The organism is Candidatus Halobonum tyrrellensis G22 (genome assembly GCF_000495475.1).
Classification (GTDB): domain Archaea; phylum Halobacteriota; class Halobacteria; order Halobacteriales; family Haloferacaceae; genus Halobonum; species Halobonum tyrrellense.
Map to the genome: position 1 here is coordinate 158,208 of NZ_ASGZ01000005.1, position 25,234 is coordinate 183,441.

20 protein-coding genes and 3 pseudogenes are annotated in these 25,234 nt (G+C 65.3%); 15 read left to right on the plus strand and 8 right to left on the minus strand.

Annotation, left to right across the window (positions count from 1 at the left end):
• Positions 1–225: 225 nt before the first annotated feature.
• A complete protein-coding gene (locus K933_RS02415) occupies positions 226–1,269 on the plus strand; it encodes a hypothetical protein (protein ID WP_023393087.1) in 1,044 nt (347 codons plus the stop codon).
• Positions 1,270–1,305: 36 nt separating this feature from the next.
• Positions 1,306–2,517: a DUF6498-containing protein gene (locus tag K933_RS02420; RefSeq protein WP_268744615.1), complete on the plus strand. Its 1,212-nt coding sequence runs from the start codon at positions 1,306–1,308 to the stop codon at positions 2,515–2,517.
• Positions 2,518–2,591: 74 nt separating this feature from the next.
• On the opposite strand, the gene K933_RS02425 is transcribed toward K933_RS02420, so the two are convergent.
• Complete coding sequence (locus K933_RS02425) at positions 2,592–4,280, minus strand: hypothetical protein (RefSeq protein ID WP_023393089.1); 1,689 nt, start codon at positions 4,278–4,280, stop codon at positions 2,592–2,594.
• Between the two features lie 80 nt (positions 4,281–4,360).
• Positions 4,361–4,810, minus strand: a complete 450-nt coding sequence (locus tag K933_RS02430) for a DUF5518 domain-containing protein (RefSeq protein ID WP_235063414.1) — start codon at positions 4,808–4,810, stop codon at positions 4,361–4,363.
• A 684-nt stretch (positions 4,811–5,494) separates the two neighbouring features.
• Between K933_RS02430 and K933_RS19540 the strand changes: the two are divergent.
• From K933_RS19540 to K933_RS02455, 6 genes and pseudogenes are all read left to right on the plus strand, one after another.
• A pseudogene (locus K933_RS19540) lies at positions 5,495–5,635 on the plus strand (hypothetical protein); the annotation flags it as partial.
• 24 nt (positions 5,636–5,659) lie between these two features.
• Positions 5,660–6,110, plus strand: a pseudogene (locus tag K933_RS18915) (cation transporter).
• A 363-nt stretch (positions 6,111–6,473) separates the two neighbouring features.
• The gene (locus K933_RS02440) at positions 6,474–6,791 is read left to right on the plus strand and encodes a hypothetical protein (RefSeq protein WP_235063415.1); all 318 of its coding nucleotides are present in this window, start codon (positions 6,474–6,476) and stop codon (positions 6,789–6,791) included.
• Positions 6,792–7,101: 310 nt separating this feature from the next.
• Positions 7,102–8,892 carry a DUF4396 domain-containing protein gene (locus tag K933_RS02445; protein WP_023393092.1) on the plus strand — a complete coding sequence of 597 codons (1,791 nt, stop codon included), beginning with the start codon at positions 7,102–7,104 and terminating at the stop codon, positions 8,890–8,892.
• Positions 8,889–10,127 carry a cell wall-binding repeat-containing protein gene (locus tag K933_RS02450; protein WP_023393093.1) on the plus strand — a complete coding sequence of 413 codons (1,239 nt, stop codon included), beginning with the start codon at positions 8,889–8,891 and terminating at the stop codon, positions 10,125–10,127. Before K933_RS02445 ends, K933_RS02450 begins: the two co-directional genes overlap by 4 nt.
• Positions 10,124–10,594, plus strand: a complete 471-nt coding sequence (locus K933_RS02455; protein WP_023393094.1) for a hypothetical protein — start codon at positions 10,124–10,126, stop codon at positions 10,592–10,594. The genes K933_RS02450 and K933_RS02455 overlap by 4 nt, the downstream gene beginning before the upstream one ends.
• Before the next feature lie 63 nt (positions 10,595–10,657).
• On the opposite strand, the gene K933_RS02460 is transcribed toward K933_RS02455, so the two are convergent.
• Positions 10,658–11,995: a permease gene (locus K933_RS02460; RefSeq protein WP_023393095.1), complete on the minus strand. Its 1,338-nt coding sequence runs from the start codon at positions 11,993–11,995 to the stop codon at positions 10,658–10,660.
• Between the two features lie 466 nt (positions 11,996–12,461).
• Between K933_RS02460 and K933_RS18920 the strand changes: the two genes are divergently transcribed.
• On the plus strand, positions 12,462–13,004 hold the full coding sequence (locus K933_RS18920; RefSeq protein WP_235063416.1) for an FxLYD domain-containing protein: 543 nt from the start codon (positions 12,462–12,464) through the stop codon (positions 13,002–13,004).
• Positions 13,005–13,173: 169 nt separating this feature from the next.
• Here the strand turns inward: K933_RS18920 and K933_RS19385 are convergent.
• A pseudogene (locus K933_RS19385) lies at positions 13,174–13,616 on the minus strand (DUF2267 domain-containing protein); the annotation flags it as partial.
• Between the two features lie 100 nt (positions 13,617–13,716).
• Here K933_RS19385 and K933_RS02475 point away from each other — a divergent pair.
• Positions 13,717–14,649 carry a hypothetical protein gene (locus tag K933_RS02475; protein ID WP_023393098.1) on the plus strand — a complete coding sequence of 311 codons (933 nt, stop codon included), beginning with the start codon at positions 13,717–13,719 and terminating at the stop codon, positions 14,647–14,649.
• Between the two features lie 175 nt (positions 14,650–14,824).
• Here the strand turns inward: K933_RS02475 and K933_RS18235 are convergent, their stop codons facing one another.
• Positions 14,825–14,962: a hypothetical protein gene (locus K933_RS18235; protein WP_161631399.1), complete on the minus strand. Its 138-nt coding sequence runs from the start codon at positions 14,960–14,962 to the stop codon at positions 14,825–14,827.
• A 568-nt stretch (positions 14,963–15,530) separates the two neighbouring features.
• On the opposite strand from K933_RS18235, the gene K933_RS02480 reads away from it, so the two are divergent.
• Both K933_RS02480 and K933_RS02485 read left to right on the plus strand, forming a co-directional pair.
• Positions 15,531–16,859 carry an APC family permease gene (locus K933_RS02480; RefSeq protein WP_023393099.1) on the plus strand — a complete coding sequence of 443 codons (1,329 nt, stop codon included), beginning with the start codon at positions 15,531–15,533 and terminating at the stop codon, positions 16,857–16,859.
• Between the two features lie 481 nt (positions 16,860–17,340).
• Positions 17,341–18,207, plus strand: coding sequence for a universal stress protein (locus tag K933_RS02485; RefSeq protein ID WP_023393100.1), 867 nt, complete (start codon positions 17,341–17,343; stop codon positions 18,205–18,207).
• A gap of 286 nt (positions 18,208–18,493) precedes the next feature.
• Here K933_RS02485 and K933_RS02490 read toward each other — a convergent pair whose 3' ends face one another.
• Complete coding sequence (locus K933_RS02490; protein WP_023393101.1) at positions 18,494–18,769, minus strand: VanZ family protein; 276 nt, start codon at positions 18,767–18,769, stop codon at positions 18,494–18,496.
• 463 nt (positions 18,770–19,232) lie between these two features.
• On the opposite strand from K933_RS02490, the gene K933_RS02495 reads away from it, so the two are divergent.
• The 3 genes from K933_RS02495 (at position 19,233) to K933_RS02500 (ending at position 23,077) form a co-directional block, all read left to right on the plus strand.
• On the plus strand, positions 19,233–20,444 hold the full coding sequence (locus K933_RS02495; RefSeq protein ID WP_023393102.1) for an APC family permease: 1,212 nt from the start codon (positions 19,233–19,235) through the stop codon (positions 20,442–20,444).
• 120 nt (positions 20,445–20,564) lie between these two features.
• Positions 20,565–20,702, plus strand: a complete 138-nt coding sequence (locus tag K933_RS18240; RefSeq protein ID WP_161631400.1) for a hypothetical protein — start codon at positions 20,565–20,567, stop codon at positions 20,700–20,702.
• 1,310 nt (positions 20,703–22,012) lie between these two features.
• Positions 22,013–23,077 carry a mannonate dehydratase gene (locus K933_RS02500; RefSeq protein ID WP_023393103.1) on the plus strand — a complete coding sequence of 355 codons (1,065 nt, stop codon included), beginning with the start codon at positions 22,013–22,015 and terminating at the stop codon, positions 23,075–23,077.
• A gap of 96 nt (positions 23,078–23,173) precedes the next feature.
• Here K933_RS02500 and K933_RS02505 read toward each other — a convergent pair whose 3' ends face one another.
• On the minus strand, positions 23,174–23,620 hold the full coding sequence (locus tag K933_RS02505) for a hypothetical protein (protein ID WP_049947515.1): 447 nt from the start codon (positions 23,618–23,620) through the stop codon (positions 23,174–23,176).
• 107 nt (positions 23,621–23,727) lie between these two features.
• Entirely contained in the window at positions 23,728–25,089 is a 1,362-nt protein-coding gene (locus K933_RS02510; protein WP_023393105.1) for a sugar ABC transporter substrate-binding protein, read from the minus strand.
• Positions 25,090–25,234: the final 145 nt, after the last annotated feature.

Here is a 25,234-nt window from a genome sequence, read left to right on the forward strand (position 1 = left end):
TCGCCGTCTACGGCCTTCTCGGTCCAGACGGCGTCGACAAGACGACCACGAGGCGCCTCCCGACCATCGGGCGGATCCGGACCGGCGCGAGCCTCCCCCTCCCGCTCGGCATCCTGCTCCTGTTACCAGTCGCTCAGTGGCGAGCGAACGACCCGTACTGGTGATTACGATTCGCGTACGAAATACGACCGCTTATGTGGTGAGAACCGGAGCGTCGGATGACCGATGTCCCTCTCGAACTCGTCGCTCCGTTCGGTCGCACTCGTCGGCCTCCTCGTGGTCGGCGTCGTCTGTAGTTTCGCGTTTCACGCTGCACTGACCAGCATGGACATCACGTACACCGCGACTGCCGTCCAGCCCGGCGAGAACCCGGATCGAGTGGCTCGCGCATCTTCGGACGTGGTCGATCTCGACGAGCGCCTGTCCGGGACACCAGAGGCGGCGCGTCGGCCCGTCGAACGTGCGGCGGTGAACGGCTCGTTCGCCGGGAACGTCGCGCCGGAACTCAGTATCACGCTCGACGACCTCGAGGCACCGAGCTACGCCGTGTACGACGGGCAGTACTACGACTGGAACCTCACCGCGAGCGAGGAGACGACCTACGTCCGTATCGAGATGGTTCCGGTCGACGCAGAAACGGTCGTCGCGAACATCTCCTCGTCGTACGACGGCGCTTCGCCCGAGGTCCAGACAGCCGTCGACTCCGGATCCGTGGCTGGCTGGTCGGTCGGGAAGGGAGTCTATCGACGGGGAGGCACTTACTACGCCGTCGCGCCCGAGAGCGATACGGCTCTGGCCGAACGACTCCTCGGCGGGTTCGTCGGCTTCGTCCTCACCCCGGTCGGCCGCGGGTACATCGCCGTCGCACTCGGAGTACTCGGACTCCGATACCGTGGCCCGCTCGCGGACCGACCGCTCACCGTCCGCCGGGCGATCGGCGTCGCCGCACTCGCCGTTCCGGTCTCGCTCGTCGGCACGCTGTTGTTCGAGAGCGGGTCCGCGAGTCGGTTCGTCACTGGGCCGGCGAGCGCGACGCTCGTCGCTTCGGGCGTCGTCGCTGGTGTCCTCGCCCACCAGCGGCGGTGGCTCGCACTCGTCGGGTTCACCGTGCTGATAGCGGTCCTCACCGTCGTCGCGATCTCGATCGCACTCGGACTCGTCGGGGTCCTCCTCGGCGGAGTGATGCTGTTCGTCGGTTTCGGGGCTGGACTGGTTCCGTTCGCATACGGCGCGGGTTTCGGGCGGGACCGGTCGACACGGTCCGCGTAGAGATCACACGACGTTCCCTCTCGATTCAGAACAACGATGCTCTCGACGTACTTCACCGCCGGTGAGAGGCGACGGTTGAAGCTGCTCGCAGTGGCGATGCTCAATGCGACCCCGCTCGTCGGCGTCCTCGTCCTCGACTGGTCGCTGGTGGCGCTCCTGCTGGTCTACTGGATGGAACTCGGTGCGCGTCTCGGATTCGCCGCCCTCGAGGGACTGTTCGCGGAGGGTAAACCCGAGTACGACGCCGCCGGCTTTTCGTGGCTGGTGGTCGGTGCCCTCTCGGAGAAACGCGGGCGAACTCCTCTCCCTCGCCTCCCGCTGTCGATCCAACTCGCGAACCTTCCAGCGATCGTGGTGACGATCGTCGTTGGGAGTGTCGTGTGGCTCCTACTCGGTGGGTTCGGCGTTGGGAGTGTCGGTGAGACCACGGGAGCGACCGCGAGCGAGTCCGCCTCCGTCTCGGCCGGACTGGGGGTCGTTGCGGTCGTCGTCGGCCGAGCCGTCGAAGCCGGCAGCTACTTCCTCACCGGGGAGTACGAGTCCGTGTCGGTCCAGCAGCCGCTCCGGGCGGCACTCATGTCCGCGGTGGGTACCGGTTCGGCGCTGTTCTTCGGCGGCAGTTTGGTCATCGCCGGCGCTCCGACTTCGTCCGTCTTGGTCGCCGTGTTCGTCGTGAAACTTCTCGCGGATATCGTCGACGTCTATCGCGACCGATTGGAGGCGTTCGACGAGGGCACCTCGGTCGAACTCGGATTTACCCTCGGGGGTTCCCAGTGGGAGTCGATCGACACGGAGTTGGATGGCTCTTCGGACACCGAGTACCCGAACCGGCTCGCGGTTCTCGTGGGTGGTGTAGTCCGCGGCGCTCGATCGCCGGTAGTGCTGCTAGGGGGAGCACTGTTGGGTCTGGTTGGACTTCTCGACGTCGCGAGTACCGGCGGAGTACCGCTCGAACTCCTCGGTGGTGGGGCGGTGGTGGCTGGGATGTTCGTCGGGTTCGGCGTGATCGATCGGGCGTACCGTTATCTCTGGATGGAGTATCGAATCGCCGACGACCTCGTGGGGTACGACCGACTGTTCGGTCCACAGTGGCGGCTCTCCGGCGACCAACTCGCGGAGGCAGAGCGCGTACGGACGGTCACCGATCGGCTCTTCGGAACCGAGACGGTGCTGGTCGATTACGGTGACCGGACGATCAGACTCCCCCACCTCTCACCGGACGCACTCACCAGTCGAGAGCGACAGTAATCAGATACGACTCGCTCGGATGGGTTTCGTCGAGAGGGAGACGTCCCCCGCGATTCGCCCGCTCGACCCCTCGTTCAGAGCGGAGCGCGCACCCGCTCTGTCGACGCGTTGGCCGTCGTACCCGTCGTACTCCCCGACCCGTTCGGGTTGGTCTCGATCCGGACGGACTCGTTGCCGTAGATCTCCATCGTTTCGATCACGGTCCCGTTTTCGCCGACACGCTGGACGACGACGGTCGGTGTCTCTTCGCCGCCTCCACCCGACTGGTCGGGTGACTCGGTCGGTGTCTCGCCGGCGAGGAACCGTTCGATCGCCTCGGTCTCCTCGAACTCCTCGACGTCACTCGTCCGGGCGTCGACGAACGCGACGTACGCGATACCGCTGTTGTCCTCCGGGACGATGCGCACCTGCCAGTACTCGCGGTCGTCGATCACCGTCAGGATCGGTTCGGCGGGCGAGAACCGGTTCCAGTCGGTCTGCGGGGCGGACTGTCTGACCAGGTCGGCCGCCTTCTGGGGGCCGAACAGCGACTCGGTCGGGCGATACACTTCGAACGCGCCGGTCTGGCCGTCGATCGTCCACACTTCACGGAGGCCCTGTGCCTCGCCGTACGGTTCGACCGCGACCACGTACTGCGGCCCCGACTCCGAGAGGACGAAGAACGGCTGGTCGTTGTCGTCGCCGGGTACCGGCGCGATCTCGATCTCGTCCTCGTGGCTGGTGTACGTGTTGAGGATGCCGTTGCGGTACTTCGTCGACGCGACCTTTCGCCGCGCGAGGTCCTCCGGATACAGCTGCTGGTTCGCGAGTGTCGGGCTCTGAGCGGCTTCCTCCGGCGAGAGCATCTCGACCGTCCCCGACGAGTCGATGACCGCCACGCCGCCCCACTCGGGTGTCGAGTGGGGAAGTGGCGTGAGGTGGAACGTCGGCGTCGAGTACGGCACGACGATGTACTGTGCGCCGTCGTTCACCACCATCTTCGGGTCGCCGTAGTCGACGAGGTACTCGTGGTTCTTCAGCAGGTGCCAGCGGTAGCTCTCGAAGAAGACCGTCCCGATTCCTTTGTTCAGTTCGCCGTCGACGACCCGAACGTTCGCCTGCTGGGTGGTCATGTCGACGAGGACCGTCCCCGCTTGGCGTTTCGTGAGCCTGTTGAACAGGCCGTCGGGCGAGAGGGGAGCCGCCCAGTAGGGCGTCCCGTTGGCGACGCTGATGTCGGTCTCGCCCACGCGGTACTGCGGCCGGTTGAGCGTGTTCGAGGCGTATCGGCCCGCCACAGCCCGTGTGACGATCCGTGGTTTCTCCGCGTCGGCGTTGTCGAGTCGCTCGACAGCTGTTGTGTCGGCCATCGTCCGGTCGCTGAGCGTCGCCCCGGCGACGGTGTTGACGACCGGCGTGAGCGCGACTAATCCGACGATAAAGACGACCGCCGCAACCCGCAGTGGGGTGAGTTCCCGTTCCTCGCCGTCACCGACCGAGTACGTCGTCGATGCGTCGGTTTGCTCGTACCGGTAGTACATCCATCCAGCGACGAGACCGGCGACGAGCGCGACGAGGAAGAGCGGTGTCGTGTACAGGGCGTAGACGAGCCCCTGGAGCCACGGTCGGACGAACCACCCAACGAGAGCGACGACTACGACTCCGACTAGGGGTATCTTCCACGGAAGCCCGCCGCCTCGACTGTCCGACCCGTCGGGGGGCCAGTCGGTCGTGGTCTCGCTGTTCGCCTGGTCGTCCGTGTTATCGGAGGGAGGTGCTGACATTGAGCGTACGCGTGAGGGTGCTGATTCGCGTCATCGCGACGCGTGTGATTTCCGGGGCAGATGGCGCATCGTGAGTGGGTTCATCGAGCGGCACTGGGCGGTTGGCGTGGACCGGTCGACTCCGCCACCCACGCGCCGACTCTCGCACCGACAGCGCCGACGAGGGCGGCGAGTCCCAGTCCGAGTATCGCGAAGGCGATACCCGCCACGACGGCGAAGACGGTCCCCGCCGCGATGAACCACGCTGGACCGCCCAAGCCGGACGTCGCCGCGACGACGTCGGCGAGCAGCCAGAGAGCCGGTAGTCCACCGACCACTCCCGCTCTGGCTCCGACTCCAGTAGCGGACCCCGTCTTTCGTTTGGCGAGGTAGCCCGCGAGGAGACTCCCGAAGAGGACGGGTGAGAGCGAGAGCTCGGAGCCCGTCTGCCAGTAGCTCGCCGTCGTGAACGGGACCGATAGGAGGCCGCCGACGAGCGCGTACCGCCATCTGTCACCTAGACTGCCGAGGGAGGGACCAATTCGCGACACACCGTGGACTGGTCGGCCTCGTTGGATAACTGTTACTCTCTGCCGGGCACCGAGTCGTTCGCTCCGTTTCGCCGTCCACATCGAGCGCTAGCCGCCGTTCTCCCTCAGCAGTACGATTTCGTTCGGAATCACGCAGTAGTGACCACTACGAAGTCCGTGCCCCCGAGAACTCGATTCGACGTGAACACGTCGAACGCCCTTCGTAGCTATCCCTTGTGACCAGAACTACTTAAACGGCGAAGCGACAGAGCCGGCTACCGAGGACTCACGACCAGGTTGGGAGAGAGACGTGAAACGTGATTCGACACGCTGGCCCACTTCCGGCTATTCAACGGCTGTCGCAACGATCGTCTTGTCGGTCGAACTGACCCGCTTCAGCCGATCCTGGGCCGTCTCTGCGTCGTCGCCTGCCAGGCGGCGAGGTAGACGCAGAGCCGTTCGTATCGGGCCCGAAGTAGCGTGTCACTCCGGGCCGATCGTCGCCGCCGAACTCGGCTCTCGCGGGTCGGTTGTGCCGTGAGTCGCGCTCGCGATGGTCGACGTGGGCACCGAACTCTTCGAGCGAGGGTTCGAGAGACAGGCGTCGTCCGCCGGTTCACGCTCGACAACGACGCGCCCGTCGAGTTCGACGTGACGCTGCTGTCGGACGCGGCCTAGTCGCCGACGCTCGGCGAGGCGGCGTTCGCGCTCACGTGCGTCCAGTGTGGCAACGCGGTCGACAGCGAGGGGACCGCCACCCGCCGATGGAATAGATCGCTACCGGGGTTTGGATCCCACAGTATCCCCCGCGCTGTCGCTGTGGTATCTAAAGGACAAGTCGGGTGAATAGGGAGCGCGTACGGTACAGTGATGAGTCAGCACCGAAGCCGCATCGACATCCCGGGGATGAGCTGCGCGAACTGCTCGCAGACGGTCAGTGAGGCCGCAGAACCCCTCGACGGCGTCTCGGAGGCGAACGTCGACCTCGCCACCGACGAAGGAACCGTCGAGTACGACCCGAACGTCGTCTCGCCGGGTGAGATCTACGCCGCGATCGAGGCGGCGGACGTGACGCTGATGCGTGACGACCCCGTCGACGTGGTGAAAGCGATCCGGATCAGCGAGGGGACGCTCGCGAAGTCCAAGCAGAACCCGTTCTGGGCGCTCGGCTACGACACCGCTCGCGTCGCTCGGGCTGCTCCAGCCGGTACTCGCGGCGAGTTCGATGGCGTCCTCCAGCGGCTCGGTGCTCACGAACAGCCTGCTGTTCCGGCGGTACGCGCTCGACCACGGCTACGAACTGCTCGGCCGACTCCGTTGAGCCTCTTTCCCTCATGAGTTCCATTACACGCCAAGACGTTCGGCGACATCTCGTCGCGGTAGCGAACAGCGAGCCGACCTACCTCGGGGGACACGAGATCGCGGACGAACGCGGTGGGTCGCCGAAGCCGGTCGGTCACCACCGCCGGCAGTTGGAAGCCGACCTCACCGACCGCTCGGTCGAGCGGTGGGGCCGTTCGAAGAGTACGACTTGGTGTGTCGAGGTGACCGACTCGTGAACGCGACCGACGCGACTACCCGCCAGTACGGGGCGGCGATCGCGCTCGTGTCGGGTCTCTACTCGCTCGTCTCGGCGACCGGGGGCGGTGGAATGATGGGAGTGGGATCGAGCGGTGGACTCCTCATGGCCCTGCTCGGTGTCGTCGTCGTCGCCCACGGCGTCGTCCTGTTGACGCCGTACGCCGACCGACTCGGGGGCGCGAGCGGCCCGCTGATGGTCGGGTACGCGCTACTGATGCTCCTCAACCAGGCGCTCGTCGGTGCCACGGGGAGCACGAACTGGGGGATGGGCGGCGGTATGGGGCCCGGAATGGACGGCGGAATGGGTTCCGGCATGACCGCCGGGATGGGCTGGGACCTCGGAATGGTCGCGCTCGCCATCCTGATGCTGATCAGCGGTATCATCATGACGAACCGGCAGGGTGAGGAGGGCGGGATATGAGGCCGTCCTGTCCTCGCGCGAAGGCTGTCACGGGAACCCAGGTGTGTCGCATCCGGGTTCCGATCGGCGAGCGCCCGGGTTCGCGGGTGGAGAGACCACGGCGGGAACGGGGTACTCGGGCGGGCAGGACTCCGGGTGGCACATTCAAGCAGGCGAGTAAAGACACCCCCCACTGTCTTTCGGGAGTACCATCTCGATCCAGGAGCCGGCCGGGCTACCACCGTCCGACGGCGTCTCGGGGACCGCATCAGGTGTTCCGAGCAAGCATGATACGTACACACCCTCGCACCATCCGTCGTCAGCACCCACGATGAGCCTCCGGAAGAACCTCGCCGTCGTCGTCGCCGGCCTACTCGTCGTCGTCGTCGCGGCACAACCCCTCTACGTGGTCGCGTTGACCCTGTTCGACTACGGGCACCAGCCGGGGGGAGCCTACGCGACGATGCAGACCAAGGACACGACCCGATTTCCCGCGAGCGATCCCGACGAGTTGAGCGCCGCCACCGCTCGGGCCGCCAGACCCCCGAACGCGAACGTCTCGTACGACACCGTCGTCCGCGTGCCCGAGGGCGACTGGCGGACGGCGCTCGCGGCGTCCGGGCTTCGCGCGGCGGCCGACGCCATCGTCCTCTACGGCGACGCGCCCGTGCCGGGAGCGGGGAACGGGAGTTCCGCGGCGCGAACCGCGTCGACGGTCGAATTGTCGGGCGGAAACTCGGCAGCGATCGCGGCCCGGATCGCCACCAGGGGGAACACGAGCGACGAGGTGAGTCCGAACAACGTCGTCCTCGTCGGTAACGAATCACCGGAGTGGGCGCTCCCCGCCGCCGCGTGGAGCGCGTACAGCGGCGACCCGATCCTCTACGTCGACCGCAACGGCGTTCCCGACGCGACGCGGCAGGCTATCGCCGAACTGAACGCGACGCACGCGTACGTCCTCGCCCCGCCGCGACTCGTCGGGCGGGACGCCCTCTCCGCGTTGGACACCGAGTGGACGCGCGTCGCCGGGTCGACGCCGCAGGACCACGCCGTCGAGATCGCGAAGTTCCGCGACGAGTCCCGCGACTTCGGCTGGGGCATCGACGACCGCGACAAGGTCGGCTACTACAACACGATGCTCGTCAACCCCGACCGACCCGAACACGCCGTCGCCAGTACGAACCTCCAGTGGGGCAAGGCCGGACCGGTGCTCCTCGTCCACGACGACGGGACGCTCCCCGCTATCACCGAGAACTTCCTCTGGCGGACACAGTCCGGTTGGTTCTCGACGCCAGCCGAGGGACCGTTCAACCACGTGTTCGTACTAGGGTCGCTCGACGACGTCTCGTGGGTGTCACAGACCCGGAGCGACTACGCCGTCGAGGTCACCCCGTATCGACTCCAGGGCGCGGGCATGAGCCCGCTCGACGCGCTCTCGGCGGTCTGGGCGGCGTTCAGCCTGCTCGGGGCGACGTTCGTGTACACCCACTCGCGACACCGGATCCCGGAGATGGGCGACTGGACGAAACTGGTGTGGCCACTGTTCACCTTACTGCTCGGACCGATCGGATTGGGGTTCTACTGGTTCGCCTATCGGAGCAGGGAGACGGTCGAACGCGACGGGCGGAAGCACGTGGTCCGGCCGTACTGGCTCCAGGCGGCGTCGGCCACGGCGATGGGCGTCGGCTTCGCCGCGAGTACGATGGTCGCGGTCGCGTTCCTGCTCACCTACTTCGGGATGCCGCTCGTCGTCTTCGATGGGCCGCTGTTCGCCCTCGGGAGTTCGATGGTTCTCACCATGGCCATCGTCTACGTCGTCGCCCTGCTCGTCTCCTGGCAGGTGTTCCACGTCCCGATGTTCGAGGAGTCGATGGGTCTCGACCGAGGGGCGGCGACCCGACAGAGCCTTCTGGCTGTCGTGGTCAGCATGACGAGCGTCTCGGTCGGGATGATGACGATGATGTGGGTGCTGATGATGCTCAACCTACCGATGATGCCCGGCGACGACAACGTCCTCTGGTTCGGCGTGATGGTGTTCTCGACCCTGGTCGGGTTCCTGATCGCGTGGCCGGTGAACGGACTGCTGGTTCGGCGAAACGTCAAGCCGGGAGGTGCGCTATGACCGATCAGAGTCGCCGGGAGTTCCTGCGGGACCTGGCGACGGTACCCGCCCTCGCGGGTCTCGGCGGCGCGGCGCTCTCGGTCGACAGCAACCTCTTCGCGGGCGGCGGCGGAGAGGAGTCGGGAGGGCCGGCGACCGCCGACGTCGACGAGTGGACGGCCACGACGATGACGACCCGTCTCGCCGGCGAGAACGTGTACGAGACGGCCGCCGCCTACTGCCAGAGCGTCTACACCGCGATCAACGAACACACCCGTCCCGGCGCCGTGACCCTCGTCAACGACAGCGTCCTCGAGGCGGCGCTCCCGGGCGTCGGCATGATCCACCACCCCATCGACGGTGCGGTGCTGCTCACACGGCAGGACGAACTCCCACGGGCCACCCGCGACGAGATCGAACGCGCCCACCCCGAGGGCGTCGGCATGGACGGCAACGTCCAAGTCTACCTGATCGGGGGGGAGCGGTACATCGGGGAGAGCGTTCGACGGGAGGTCGAGTCGATGGGGATGAGCGTCCGTCGTATCCCCGGGGACGACCCCGTGCGCGTCGCGGCCAACGTCGACCAGTACGTGAGTTCGATGCACGGTAACCACGAGGACGAGGTGATCGTCGCCAGCCTCGACGCGCCACGGCGTGCCGTTCCGATTCAGTCGTGGAACGCCCACGGCGGCGACGGCTTCCTCTGGGTCGACGGCGACTCCATCCCGGCGGAGACCGCCGAACAACTCGAAGCGCGATACGACTACGCGTACATGTACCTCCTCGGCGACGAGGACGCAATCAGTTCCGAGGTGTCACGCGATCTCGGGGCCTACGGCCACGTCACGCGCGTCCCCGACGCCGGCGATCCCTACAGTATCAGCGCCGCGTGGGCGGGGTACAAGGACATCGGGCGCAACCAGGGCTGGTGGTTCGGCGAGTGGGCACGGAACATCGGCTGGGGGCTCGCCGACCCCGGCCACAACTTCATCTTCGCCAACCCGGACGACTGGCGGACCGCGATCCCCGCGAGCGTCGAGAGCCACCGCGGGAAGCACGGCCCGATGCTCGCCGTCCGACGTGACGAACTCCCGACGCCCGTCGAGAACTACCTCCGGAAGTTCTTCGACCCGACCGACGCGGCACCGTACGACCGCAAGTACAACCACGGGTGGATCGCGGGGCCGCCCGAGACGATCAGCCGGGACGTCCAAGCGGAGGTCCACGGGATCCTCGAAGGGGGTGGGCCGCCGTGAGACGCGTCGTCGCTCGGTACGACGACGAGGGTGACGCGGCCGACGCCGAGGCCGACCTCCGCCAAGCCGGCCTCGACCCCGAGCGCCCCGACATCGAGAACCCCTTCTTCGACCCCTCGGCGCGGCCGCCGGAAGCGCGTGGACTGCTGTGGGGTGGGCTCGTCGGTGGAGTCGTCGGCGCGGCGATCCTGTTGGCGATGGCCGTGGACGTGCTCTGGGTCCCGCGGTTGAGCCCGATCATGTCCGCCGGCCGTCTCGCACTCGTCACCTTCGGATTCGGTCTCGGCGCTGCCGTCGGCGGGTTCGTCGGCGGTATCTGGGGAACTCTCGGGGAACTTTCCGACCCGGAAGGCCCCCGAGTTGCCGTCAGAGTGTCCGACGCCGAAGTCGGCGACGTGAAAGAACGTCTCCGCACTCACGACGCCGTCGTCGTCGACGACGGGGCCACGTCGTACGAGACGCGTTGAGAGGGGTTTCGACGGGCACGGCACAGATAGAGACGGCGCGACGGGAGGCCGTATTCCGGGGGCTCAATCCATCGCGTGACCGTGTTCCCCGTGGCCCCCCTCGCCCTCACCCTCGGCGGCACCCGAGCGGTGGAGCCAGTAGAGGAACAGGAACACCCCCGTCGCGAGTACGTTCAGCACCATCTTGTAGTTCAACTCGATCGAGATCTCGGTGATCGTGACGCTCGACGGGTCGGGAATGAACCCCAACCCCAGGAAGACGAAGTGGATGATAAAGCCCGTCACGACCGCCGAGACGAAGATCATCCCCGAGAGGATCGCCGCGAACGTCGTCCCGTAGTACTCCCGATAGGCGTCCATGATCGGCGGGACGATCAGGTCGGCGTAGATGTACGAGAGGACGGATCCGAACGGGAGACCGTTCGAGAACAACACCGCCGCGAACGGGACGTTCCCGACCGAACAGACGAACGTCGCGATCCCGATCACCGCGCCGAGGACGGCCGTCCAGAAGACGTACACCGGGAGGCCGAACGTCTGTCCCGAGAACACCGAGGTCCACACCTGCTCGGGAATGAACCCCGCGATCAGCCCCGCGAAGACGAACCCGATCGCGATCTCGTCCCAGAGCATCCCCCACTCCTTCCACTGCTTGTCCGCGAGCGCGCGCCACCCCGACATCGAGGTGGCCTGTTCGGTGATGGTCGTGTCCGCCTCCTCGGGGTCGAAGCTGTTCTGACACGACTCCGAGCAGAAGTAGTAGGTCTGCCCGTCCACCTCGGTCGAGAAGTCGGTCTCGTCGGGGTCGACCTCCATCCCGCAGACGGGGTCTTGGACCACATCCGACCCTTCGTCTTCGATGTTCTCTCTGGCCTGTTCGACCACCTCGTCGGGGACGACGTAGGTGAGCCCCACCGCCATCATCCCGATGAGGATGAACCCGCCGACGATATCGGCCAGAAGGAACTCCCAGCCCAACAGGATCCACATGACGGCGCCGATCTCGATGACGAGGTTGGTGGAGGCGAACATGAACGCGCCGAGGGTCGCCGCCGCCGACCCGCCCTTCTTGAAGAGGTTCTTCGCCGTGGCGATCGCCGAGTAGGAACACGACGAGGAGACGAACCCGAACAGCGAGCCGTACCCGATCTCGCGGAGGCCGTGGCCCTCCAGCAGGTCGGCGACCTGTTCGTCGGAGGTCCACGCCTCCACCCCGCCCGCGATGGCGAACCCGACGACGAGCGCCCACCACGTGATCCACGCCATCGCGGCGGTGGTCGTCACGAACTGCCGGGTGCTCTCGACGAAGAACTGTCCGAGCGGCTGGGTGGTCGTGAACACGCCGATCCCGACCGTGATCGCCGCGATGACCGACAGGATCGCGTACTCCGTTTTCTCCATGGGGTCGGGGAGTACGCGCTCCTCGCCTAACGTGGTTGTGACTAGGGTCTCGGGGCTTCGGCGGCCGTCGTCCTTTCGAACGTTAACCCTCGCTCCTCGCTCCGGCGCTCTACCGCTCCGGGTGTGGCGTCATCGGCGTCGTCGACCCCGGTGTCCGCGACACCCGTCCGGACGAGCGTTTTGTGATCGTAGCCACAAACGGGGAAAACCGGGCGTCCCAACTAGGGGCGCAGTGTCCCTCGAAGACACGCTGTCGACCATCGAGCACTTGGACGAAGCGAGCCGCGAGTGCGCCGAGCGCTGTCGGAACACGATCTGAGCGGTCAGAGGGCGTTCCTCTCCGCCGGCTTCCGGAGGCTAGTGCCAGGTACCCGTGTTTCACTCCGGTGGCCAGGAATCGGAGAGGAAGCGGCCATAGCACAGACGTTCGACCAGTTCCTCCGGGAACACGGACACGAGACCACCGATGACAGGACTACCGAGGATACTCGACATCAGAGACGATCTTCGGCGGGCGCAGGACGCATCGGAGATGGACATCAGCGACGAGCGAGCGACCGTCCTCCGGTTGCTCGGCGAGTACGACGCCCACGACGTAGACAGTGCCGCGGACGGCGACGAAGGCAAACTCGACGAGGCCGACGAGGAACTCCTCCGCCTCCAAGAGCAGGGAGGCGACGAAGCGGAGGAGTACTTCCAGTCGGCGCGGAACCGGATCCGTCTCTTCCGGGAGGCGCTCGACGGCGAGCGCGAGGGGTTCGTCGTCGTCACCACGCGTCCCGGCTCCGACGGCGACGAGACGCTCGACGTCACCGTCGTCAACAACACCGGCGAGCCCACGAGCGGACGCGTGACGGTCACGTTCTACGACGCCGACGGGAACGAACTCGAGACGACGGCGTCGGAGACGGCCGCGTTCGACCCGGACGAACAGCGGACGGTTTCGGTGCCGATCGAACGTCTCGAAGCGGGTGAGCGGTACGTGGCGTCCGCCGAGCGAGCCTCCTGAGTTCCGGCTCCCAAGGGAGGATCTCCCTGCTAGGGAACCCGTGCGCCGCCCGTTGTACTATCGGGTGGAATCGCTCGGAGCGGTCGGAGCAAGGTTCTAAATCCCGGTCGATCCCACCACTCGCGATGTTCGGTGAGCGTCGAGCGCGTACTGGTTCGACGCGGTACGTCGGGCCGTGGACCGTTCCCGTCTCCGCGAGGTCGCTCCATCCACCAGTATCGACGATTTCGAACAGTTTGTGCCAGTTCTCGTCGTCCTCGCTCTCGGGGAGTGAGCCACGCAGTTGCCGGAAGTCCGACTCCGGGACCAGCGTGTGGACCAGGTCGACGATGACGCGCGCGTGGTAGGCTACGTCGGCCGGGTCGGCCTCCTCGGTCTCGCTGACGCGTGAGACGAACTCCTGCCAGTCGAAGCGCCGACCGTGTTCGTGAACCGCCCCAGTCAGGACCACTCGGCCCCCATCGGAAGCGAGGCGGCACGATCCTCGGCGTTGCCCTCGGGGAGACGCTGGCCCAACGTCGGCAGTGTCGCCCGGATCGCTCGTACCGTCTCGCCGGTACCGGGCAGTTCGAGTCGGTACTGGACTTCGCCGCTGAATTCGTCGAACTGCATCCGATCCGCGTTGGTCGGGACCGACATCGATCGAACTGTCCTTTCTCACCGCTCGAAACGGGCGAACACTCTTTTATCCCACGATCGTGAACCACACGGTATGAGCGTCGGTCACGAAGAGCGTTGGAACGTCATCCAAGAGCGGTGTGCGACCCTGGAACCGGGAACCGAACTGGTGACCCCGCTCTCGAACCGACCGTTTCGAGTCAGGGAAATTTCGACCGACCGGCTCCAGATCCGCTTCGACGACAGTAGCGAGAAGCGTCCGCTCTGGCGCGAGCAGTTCGAGGTTCTCACCGACCGCCTGGCGGAGCAACGACTCGCCGTGGCCGAACTCCCGCCCGGAGTCGAACCGTACGCGACGATCCTGACACTGTTGGCCGACTTCGGCGTCGAGGACGGCGAACTCGCCTACGTCTCCGACCCGGAGATGGGCGGGGGGAGTCCGTATCTAGTCTCGCCGGCGGACGCTCGTACTCGCCCGGAGCGTCTTCACGACGACGCGATCCTGTTGGCCGATCTGCTCGACACGAGCGAGCCCGTCGACCCGGAGACGCTCGATACAGGCACGCTGACCGATCTGTACGTCCTCCTCTCGGACGTGCAACACGAGGCGGACCGTCTCCGACAGACCGCTCGCGAGTCGCTGTTGAGCCGTCTCGGTGCGGACCAGGAACTCCACGGTCGGTTCGGGACCGTACGCCGGACGACCCGCGAGCGCCGGCGACCGAAGGACGACGAGACGATCTTCGACGTCCTGAGCGAACACGAGATTCCCCGCGAGTGGGTGCTCGGGGTAGACCCCGACAAACTCGACGTCGTCTTGACCGCGACTGGGCTCGAGGAAGACGACGTGTACGACGTCGAGGAACAGGTCTACGTCCAGAAGACGGAGGTCGAAGAGGACGAGAAGTACTCGCGATTCCGAGGCCTCGCCGAGCGAATCGAGGAGGTAGATGGCGAGGAGGGCGAGGAACTGCGTGCGGATCTACGGGACTTGGAGGCGCGACTGGACGAGGCGCTGTCGGCCTGACGGAGACGGCAGTTGACTCCACGTCTTCGACCGGGGATGGACGGTACCCCCGGTCGATCGGCACTCACTGACGTTGACACCCTCCGGGGGCAGTATCCACACGGTCTTCAGGGGTCGTGAGAACAGCCACCTGTTACAGGCCGCTGCGGCATCTCCCTCCTATCGAGGACGCGTGTCAGACTCCCCCCGATTCGAAGATCGTACTGAGGCGGGACCGGAACTCGGAGAAGTGCTCCGAGAGCGGGAGGTCGACGTGGATATCGTGCCTGAAGTAGGCGGTCGCCACACCTGAACCGAGACGTTCGTCCGTCATCAGTACCGCCGCCCGTTACCAAGCGTCACCCGTCCGAACGACGCGTTCTGACCCCGAATCCGATTGGGGCTTCTCAGTGCGTAGGAATCGGCTGACGTGTTTTTTCTCACCGTAGCCCGTACTCTACACCGAAGAGCGTCCCTATGAGCTATCCATCTCCTTCGTTCGGGTTCGACTCGTCCGAACGGCGACGGCGGGTATGGCTCCACGTCGCTCTCGTCGTACTCGGCGGGTGGGTTACCCTCCCGTCAGCGGTGTTCGAACCCGCGCGTCGTCCGGAATCCCACGTCGTGGTGGGTGTTGCTGTCGTAGTGATCGCCGGGCTCTGTGCGGTCCGGTTGCTGTTGGGGGGAGACATCTCCTGCGGGAGCGGATACCGGAGTGACCTATCGGGGACCTCCGCCGTCGGAGCGGCGCTCGCGGGGGGGTTCGGCGTGGGAGGGCGTATCCGGAGCGACGCAGTCGCTGGAACCCTCACAACGATTACTGCGGGGTACATGAGCCCGGCGTACCCGAGCGGACGTGACACCGAAGCGAGGAACGAAAACGAACGAGGGGGATTCGAGAGATGTCGACCGAGAATCTCGGACTGAAAGAGGCAGTCTCGTTCGCGCTAGGGGGAATCATTGGCGGCGGGATCTTCGCCGTGCTCGGCGTCGTCGCGGAGATCGCGGGGCCGACGGCGTGGATCGCGTACCTGATCGCCGGCATCGTCGTACTGGCCACCGGCTACTCGTACGTCACGCTCAACGAGCGGAGCGACCGTAACGGGGGGTCCGTAACGTTCGTCGAGGAGTTCCTCGACCGACCGACGCTGGCAGGAATGCTCGGGTGGACGCTCATCGTCGGGTACGTGGGCACGATCGCCATGTACGGGTACGCTTTCGGGGCGTATTTCGGGGCGATCTTCGGTCTCAGCCGGATCCCGGTTCTCGGCGTCCCATCGCGGCCACTCCTGTCCGCACTCGTCATCGTCGGCTTCGTCGGACTCAACCTCGTCGGCCTCCGCGAGTCGGGCGTGATAGAGGATCTCCTCGTCGCGCTCAAACTCCTCGTCGTCGTCGGATTCGGGGTCGTGGGTGTCTGGTTCGGATACACCCACGACCAGTTGCAGTATGGCGTGGTCGAGGTGACGCGGACTCCAACGGGGCCGTTTCTCGCTGCCGCCGTCGCGTTCGTCTCGTTCGAGGGCTGGCAACTCCTCTTTTACGACCAAGAGCGGATCGAGAATCCCGTCGAGACGCTCCGGAAGGTGGTTTACGTCTCCATCCCCGTATCGACGCTCGCGTACGTCATCGTGGCATTCGTCACGCTGAGTCTCGTGAGCGGCCAACAGGTCGTCGCTCATCCGGACTTGGCGCTCGCTATCGCGGCACGACAGTTCGCCGGTCGGGTCGGCTACCTCGCGATCGGAGTTGCCGCGGTGGCGTCTACGGCGAGTGCGATCAACGCGACGTTGATGAGTACGGCCCTGTTCGCGAAGCGGATGAGTTCCGACCGTCTGATCCCCGATCGGGTCGCGGGCTCGCAAACGGAGGGAGTCCCGACCCGTGCCCTGTTGGGTATCGGGGCGCTCACGATCGGCTTTACGGTCTACGGGAGCCTGCAGGCGATCACGGAGTTCGCCTCGATGGCGTTCATCGTCGTCTTCGGCGCCATGAACTACGTCGCAGTTCGTCAGGTCGAGTGGAGTGGGCCGAGGGTCTGGATTCCCGTGATCGGGCTGGCAGGGACTGTCGTGTTTCTCCCGCTCTTCTGTTGGCATCTCTACAGCGAGCAGTTCGATATCTTTGTGTTGGTGGTGGGGATCGCTGTGGCTCTCCTGCTCGTCGAGGGACTGTACTTCGAGCGGAGACTCGTCAGTGAAGGAGTCCACAGCATCAGAAAGCGGCTCTGACACGGTCGCCCCGGTTCACGAGTACCTGGTGAGCCAGCGAATCGGGCGCCACGGTCGACGTGGCACCTCCACGGCGAATTCGAGGGTAAACGTGGTGCTGAGCGTGCGGTTGGGTGCCGGAGATACGGTCGTGGCGGTGAACGAACCGACGGACGCCGATAGTTCCGAGCGCTGGCGCCGGAAGGGGAGTACGGCTACCACGACCGTAGTTCCCCTTCGTCCATCCACGTCGACACCGTACTACTCCTATCAGATAGATACCACGGTGCTCTTCGAGAGACCCCGATAGTCCGGGAGAGAGCCGAAGACGGGAGGGGCTACGAGTGAACTATCGAGACGATCCGAGAGTTACAGGCGAACGATCGAGCCAGTTGACCGTCGAACCGGCGGCCGCCATCACCCCCCGCTCGACGATTTCACGAGGCGAGAACCGACTCCGGGGTTGAAGCCGAGTCGAAGCCAAGGATCCGTCGAGAGCCCCATGCACGATCGTATCTTACTTCCAACCGACGGGAGCGACGTCGCCCGGGCCGCGACCGAAGCGGCCATTACAATCGCCGACCAGTTCGACGCCGAACTACACGTGGTTCACGCCCTCGAACTCGGCGAACTCCCTCCCGGATTCGAAGACGACGATGCCGACGAGTTCGCCCATCGCGGCGAGGAGGCGGTAACGACGGCGACGGAGATGGCAGCCGAAGCCGGCGTCGATGCGACGGGCACGATTCTCGAGGACGGCCAACCTACCCATCGTGCCATCCTCGCCTATGCCGACGACCACGACGTGGACTGTATCGTGATCGGAACCTACGGTCGAACCGGACTCGATCGGTTCGTCCTCGGAAGCGTCGCGGAGCGAACGTTGCGCGAATCGCCGGTCCCGGTCGTGACCGTCCACGAGGAGACGGCCGTCGATTCGACGTTCGATTCGGTGCTCGTGCCGACCGACGGCAGCGACTGCGCTTCGGCGGCCGCCGACCACGCCGTCGATCTGGCGACGACGACCGACGCAGCACTTCACGTCGTTAACGTCGTCGACCCCGGCATCCTCGGAGAGGGTAGCGATCCTGCCACGCTCCTCGATGCGCTCGAGAAGACGGGTGAGCGTGCGATCGAACGGGTCATCGACCGTGCGGACGAATCGGGGGTCCCGACGGTCGAGGCGACCGTCCTGAACGGGGCGCCGTACCGTGCTATCGTCGACTACGCCGACGAACGCGATGTGGGCTGTATCGTCATGGGCACTCACGGTCGGACTGGCTGGGACCGATACCTCCTGGGGAGTGTGACCGAGCGGGTGGTCCGACTGACCGACGTGCCCGTGATCTCGGTCAAAGACCGGTCGTAGGTGTGGTTGCTGGCAGACTTCCACGTACAGGGAAGTACCCTGAGGTGTCCGAATTAGCTCATCTCGACCTGCGCGCCCCGCGTCGCCGGTTCGCTCTCGGACAGGCAGACCGTCGGACACCACTGCTTCATCTTGGGACGAACGGTCTCGTCTCCCTATTGGGGCTGAAAGACGACCCGCGGTGAGGGTCCACGAGTCGGTGCGTGGCTCGGAGGCGTCCCCGGTCGAGCATTGCGCGAAAAGAATCACGGGTCAGACTTCTTCCGTCCTCCCGGATGCTGTGCTCTCACTGATATTCGTTAGTCGACGTATCGTTCACCGCGTACCAGCCAGTAGCGGCGAAGACTGCACCGGCCAAACCGGCGAGGACGTCCATCGGCTCGAAGGCCCGTCCGGGAACTCGTTTCTGGAGCCTACCGGTGAGGAGGCTGTGCGTGGTCGAAATACACACCGCGAGGACGGCAGCGTCCACGTCGGTACGTCGACCACTGCCGAACGCGTTCGCGAGCGTCACGGCGTACCCCGCGTGGCCGATAAAATGCAGGAGCTTGTCCGGACCCACCCATTTCCACCCCGGATGACGTCTGAGAGGGGAGGGGAGAACTGATGCAACGAGAAGAACGACCGTGCTAACGACGACCGCCAGCCAACGAGAACTCGGGGACCGACTGCGCATACGTACCCTACGCCCCGTAGCTCTTTGATGTCGTTGATACGCGATCGGATCCCCGATTTCTCGAAGAAACGGGATTCCCCAATACGAACGTGGGAACCCATCCGTCTTGGGAGTCGATCGGGAGTTCTGAACAGCAGTTGGACCCGCTCCAGCCGCCCTCGATTGCGGATCATCAGGAGTGTCGCAATTCGCTGGAATCCACACACGGTCGTTTCGCGTCCACCCGGTCCTGACGTTCGCTCGTCGCTCCGGTCACGACTGGTGGCCGCCTCGTCCCCGGCGCTGTGATCAGCCCCCGTGCGTCAAACCCGCAAACATCGTGTTTTTATGCCGACTACGAGACGGAGTGATGCCGGAACTGCGTCGAGAACTCGGGCTCCTCGAAGCCGTCGTCTACGGCGTTGGCCTGATCCTCGGCGCCGGAATCTACGCGATTCTCGGCGAAGCGACCGGCGTGACCGGCGGTTCGATCGTGATCTCGTTCCTGCTGGCCGCCTTGATCGCGTCACTCACGGGACTGAGCTACGCCGAACTCGTGTCGCTCTTCCCCGCGGCGGAAGGTGACTACATCTACGTTCGCGAGGCGTTCGATCGGGAGATCATCTCGGACGTGACGGCACTCGGCCGGCTATTCATGGACGTCATCTCGTCGGCGGCAGTGGCACTGGCCTTCTCGGGCTACCTCTCGTCGTTCGTCGACGTGCCGTCGCTCCCGATCGCCGTGCTTCTCGTCGTCGTCACGACCGGCGTCAACTACTGGGGGATCGAACTGTCCACCAAGATAAACGTCCTCTTTACCGGTATCGAGGTCGCCGGCTTGGTGATAGTTATCTCGATCGCGGGTGGCTCCTGGGGGAACGCCGACATCCTCCACGCTCCGAACGGCGCGTTCGGCGTCATCCACGCGGGGTTCCTGATCTTCTTCGCCTATCTCGGCTTCGGATCGATCGTCAACCTCTCCGAGGAGACGGAGGACGCGAGCGTGACGATCCCGCGTGCGATCCTCCTTTCTATCGGTGTTACGACGCTCCTGTACGTACTGGTCGGGTTATCGGCGGTCGCGCTGGTCGACTGGCGCGTTCTGAGCCGTTCGGCGTCGCCGCTGGCGGAGGTTGCCCGGGCCGGCTGGGGACCACTCGGGTCGACAGTGCTCGCCGCGATCGCCCTCTTCTCGACGACGAACACCGTCCTCATCCTCCAGATTTCGACTTCGCGCCTGTTCTACGGCGTGTCGAAATCGGAGTACCACGTGTTTCCCGAACTCTTCTCTCGCGTTCACTCGACCCGGCAGACGCCCCACTATGCAGTAGTGGTAGTCGGACTCGTCACGATTCCCTTCGTTTTTCTCGGCGATATCGGACTCGTGGCGGGGTTGGCTAACCTCATGCTGTTACTCGTCTTCGTGCTGGTGAACGCCGCGTTGGTGAAGCTCCGGTACTCTCGGCCGGAGCTGAACCGCGGATTTCGAGCGCCGTTCAACGTCGGTCAACTGTCGATCACGGCGGTTGCAGGACTCCTCTCGAGTCTCGGGCTGATCGCGTTCTACGTGCTCACGTGGTAGCGTGATCTACGGTTCGGACGAACACCCCGGAGATGGTGTCCGCTACGGGACCCGTGTCAGTGTTCGGAGCGTCGCGAGAGCGAGAAACGCTCCGCCATCGATCCGCGGATCGCGAACGCGATGAAAACAACGCTGGTGGGGTGCGGAGAGTCGACGGTGCTCACGAGTTCACTCGAAGACATCGACCCGCGATTCGTCTACAGGGAGGAGACAAACGGACGGTACGTCCTCGAGGACGGGTTCTCGGGGCTCGCTTAGAGTGTCTACCCCCGATGAGAGGTGCTCTACTCGGACGTCCGGTCGAGATTGTCCTCGATCATCCGCCGCAGGGACCCCGATACGTGCGCTGGGAGGACAGCGAATCCATCTCGCGGCTGAATAGTTTCAGCGATGGCGATCGGATCGCCACCAGTGAGAGTATCCCCGAATCCGACTCCTGCTCGTAGACACTTTCGAATCCGATCCCTTCCGCAGCGTCTACTGTCAGCTGAAGCGGCTAATAGCACAGTGTATTCACGAATATACTAGCATAAGCGAGATGATATCGATTATCGTCTTTCCCCTTTCTGAGTCCGGAAGCTTACTGTACGTCTCTTCCGCTCTCTTCATATACTGTACAAACCGTACAATCAATCGAACCACTATACTGTTTTGAATACTGATGTTTATTCTGATGACCTGCTTTCACTCGATACCCGTTCCGTTCCCGTGACGCGAACAGTACTGCTCGGATCTACCGGAATCGAACACCGAAAACGAGGACAGTGAGGGGTCAACGCGATGAATACGTGCATTCCCCTATGCCGAAACGATACACATTCCCGTCTCCCCACACCCGCGGAGGGTGACGGACCCCGATCGGTCGGGAGGTCCTTCCCGATACCCTCGGCGTCGGCCGTTCTCCCACTGCAACGCCAGCTCGAATTACACAAGTACCGCTGTAACGTTCCGGGAAACAGCTCGTCTCATCGGATAGCTAGGTGCACCCGGCGGACTACCGAGAGGGTTCGACCGGGTGAAAATCGAGAGAGTTCAGTTTGGCTCTCGGGAATGCAGGCTCCGTGTCGGAGCGAGCGACCCACCCCGGGCCGCCCCGACCCCACCCGGCGTCCGAAAGAGCGCCTACCACCGAGCCATCGTCCGATCGAGTCACCGGCGGAGGTGGGTCTTTCCGCGGTCGGTCACCGCGCTTCCGGTCCTTAGACGACCGAGGTGGCCCGTCGTGCGTTCGCGATACCCGAACAGCCCCTCCGGCGTGCATGCGTTCTCGATTCGAGCGCGTCCACACCCTCCTGATAGAAAACGATCACGGTGAACGCCGTGCGACGAACGTCGCCGTGAACGACGTTCGTGGTACGGATATCTCGACGACGCCCCCGTTCGGTCTCGTTCCGCAGTCCGGTGTCGTCGAAGACGTACTCGGTACAGCCACGTTGGGAACGTGCGCGGACGTCCTCGGCTCGATGACCACACCGCGTGTCCGTAGACTCCCGTACGGTAGTCCGGGGCGGCCGTACCGCATCTCCAGTATCAGTACAGATTTACGAGTAGGGACCCGAACGGTGGATATGGACAGTACTCCAGCGGTGAAACGCGCGGGTGAGACGGGTGTCCGTGTCGGGGTCCGAACGCGGAGTCTCGCGGCGGACCGGCTTCGATTCGTCCGTCAACTCGGCGCGACCGACCTGTTCGTCGACCACGCCGACGTCGAAGAGGAACCCGACGAGTTCAACGACCAAGACGGTGACGCGACCCTCGCCGTCGGTCGAGACTCGATCCCGACGGTCGCCGAGTTGGAGGCGGCGCGCGCGCGCGTCGAGGAGGCTGGCCTCCGACTCACGGGGATTCAGTCGCTGCCCTACTCGCTGTACGGCGACATCATGTTCGACCGTGACGGGGCCGACGAGGCGCTCGACCGGATCACGACTCTCGTTCGTAACCTCGGCGAGGCGGGCGTCCCCATCCTCGGCTACCAGTGGAACCCCCGCGGGGTCGTCCCCATGCGGACGACGCCCGTCGACTTACGCGGCGGCGCGGTCGGAACCGCGTTCGACCTCGACGAGATAGACGACCCGGACGGGCTCGCACCCGGGATCGACCGCGCGTACACCGAGGCGGAGTTCTGGGAGAACTACGAGCGCTTCCTCGAAACCGTCCTGCCGGTCGCGGAGGAGGCGGGCGTCCGTCTCGCGCTTCACCCGGTCGACCCGCCCGTGTTGGAGTCGCTCGGGGGTATCCCCCGTCTGTTCCGGAACGTCGAGAACTTCGAGCGCGCGATGGATCTCGTCCCCAGCGAGAACCACGGGTTGAAACTCTGCTTGGGGTGTTTCTCGCAGATGGGCGAGGACGTCACGGAGGTTCTCCGCCGGTTCGGCGAGCGGGACCAGATCGTGTTCGTCCACTTCAGGGACGTCGTGGGGACGATGCCGAAGTTCCACGAGACGTTCGTCGACGAGGGGAACTTCGACACCCCCGAGGCGATTCGGACGCTCCAAGACGTCGGCTTCGACGGCGTCGTCATCCCGGACCACGTCCCCGAGATGGAGGGCGACGACGACTGGCGCCACCGGGCGCGCGGGTTCACCGTCGGCTACCTCCGCGGGGTCGTCGACGCCGTCCGCTCGGAACGGTGAGGGGACGGGGGACGTTCGCCTACCGGATCCGGGACCGATAGATCCCGGCCGGGCGAGGGGCGACAGTCGGAACGCCGGCAGTCGAGACCGGGGTGCTCAGGGCGTTCCGACGGCGTGGTGGCGACGGTAGAGGTAGACGGCCGAGACGCCCCCCGATACGACGACGAGCACGAACGGCAGTACGACCGGAGCCGCTCCGCCCGCACCGCCGCTCGTGCGGACGGCTCCGTACGCGAGGAACGTGACGCCGAACCCCGCCGCGAAGTACCACCACCACCGGGGTCGCCACTCCGACCCGGTCCGGTTGACGTAGACCGCGTCCTGAAAGAGGGAGGGATAGACGGCGACGCCGAGGAGGGCGCCCACGGCGAGAACGACGCCGGTCAGCAGGTCGCCGAGCGTGACAACCGCGCCGGTCGCGGCGACGGCGACGTACAGCGTCACGACGCCGGCGCTCACGAGTTGGGCGGCGAGGACGTACCAGTACCACGGTCCCGACCGGGACCGCCCCGTCACGCTCGGGCTCTCCGCTCGTCGGCTCATACCCGGCGTAACGGAACACGCTCGTAAATCAGTTCCCTCTCGGGTCGGGTCCGTTGCCGGCCGCGACCCGCCGCCGGCGGCGGGTCGGGAACCCCGTCCGGTTGGGATCAGATACTGCTCGCCTTCGACGACCAGGCCTCGTGGAGCTGTTTGCCCGCCTCCATCGGGTCGGTCCGGTCGTAGATAACCCCCTGGCTCAGGTCGAAGAACGAACTCGACACCTGACTCACGCTCCAGAAGCCGTACGACTTCCCGCTCTCGAACACCTCCTCGAACCCCGCCCACTCGGGGTTGTCAGTCGACTCGGGCACGTTCCACTCGACGTCCTCGTGTGCGGGGAGGTTCCCCGGGTAGTCTTCGAGGAAGGCGCTGATGCCTTCGGGGCTGGTCCCCGTCTTGATGGTCTGCCACGCCGCGTCCTTGTTCTCCGAGTACGCGTTCATGAAGATGGGCTTGATCTCCGCGTACGTCCCGATCTCCCCGCCCTCGATCCGGGGGTTGTGGGTCGCCGTACTCTTCCTGTAGTTCTGCATCGCCTCGCTGTTCGAGTTGTCGGAGTTCTGCGCGACGCCCGGGATCCACGGGCCGGTGGAGATCGACGCGTAGTTACCGTTCACGTACGAGATGTCGTGTTCGAGCGACCCGATCCCCTTGGCGTCGGGGTTGGTCGCCGGCGGGTCGTGCTTGTAGAACGGGTCCCAGTAGTACTGCTTGAACACCTGCCCGAGGTCGTCCTCGCCGACCGCCAGACTCCAGCCGTCGCCGTCGGGTTCGAACACGCGGTCGACGCGCTGAAAGAGGAACGAGAGGAACTCCTGGAGCATCCGCGTGTTCCCCTTCTGGCTCGTGAGCGTGAACCCGTGCATGTCGTCGCGGTCCTTCGAGATGGCGGACGCGATCTCGAGGAACGACGACCAGTCGTCGGGGATCTCCCCGTACTCGCTGAGGATGTCCTCGCGGTAGACGAACCCGCGCCCGTTGCCGATGTACGGGAGCGCCCAGATATCGTCCTGGAACCTCATCGTGTCTAGGCCGATGTAGCCGTCGGTGTAGTCGAGTTCCTCGACGCGGTCGGTCAGCGGTTCGATCAGTTCGGCGGTGACGTAGTCCCCACGCTGGTTCGGCGTGGCTTCGACCACGTCCGGGGTACCGGTGTCGCCCCCCGTCAGAAACTTCTGTTTGATGTTGTCGTACCGCATGTCGGTGAACACCACCTCCGCGTCGGTGTTCTCCTTGATGAGACTCTGGAGTTTCGGCGCATCGGAGTCCCACGCGTCCGACCAGACGTCGATAGTTCCGCTCCCGCCTCCGCCGGAATCGCTCCCGCTCCCGTCCGACCCGCTTGAATCGTTCGACCCCGACCCGCTTCCGTCGCCCCCGCCTCCGCCGACGCACCCGGCGATACCGGTCGCTGCGAGGGTCGTCGCGGCAGTCACGTACTTCCGACGGCTGTAGCTTTCGTCACCCATGACAGTAGGTGGCAAGAGGGTCTCCCACATAAATGTACTGGTCGATGATTATAGTCGGGAGCGGGTGACATCGCTCACCCCGCGCCGGTACTGCCCGGGGCGAACCGGCGGACGGGAACGCGGCGGGAGGGGGGTGCGACGGGAA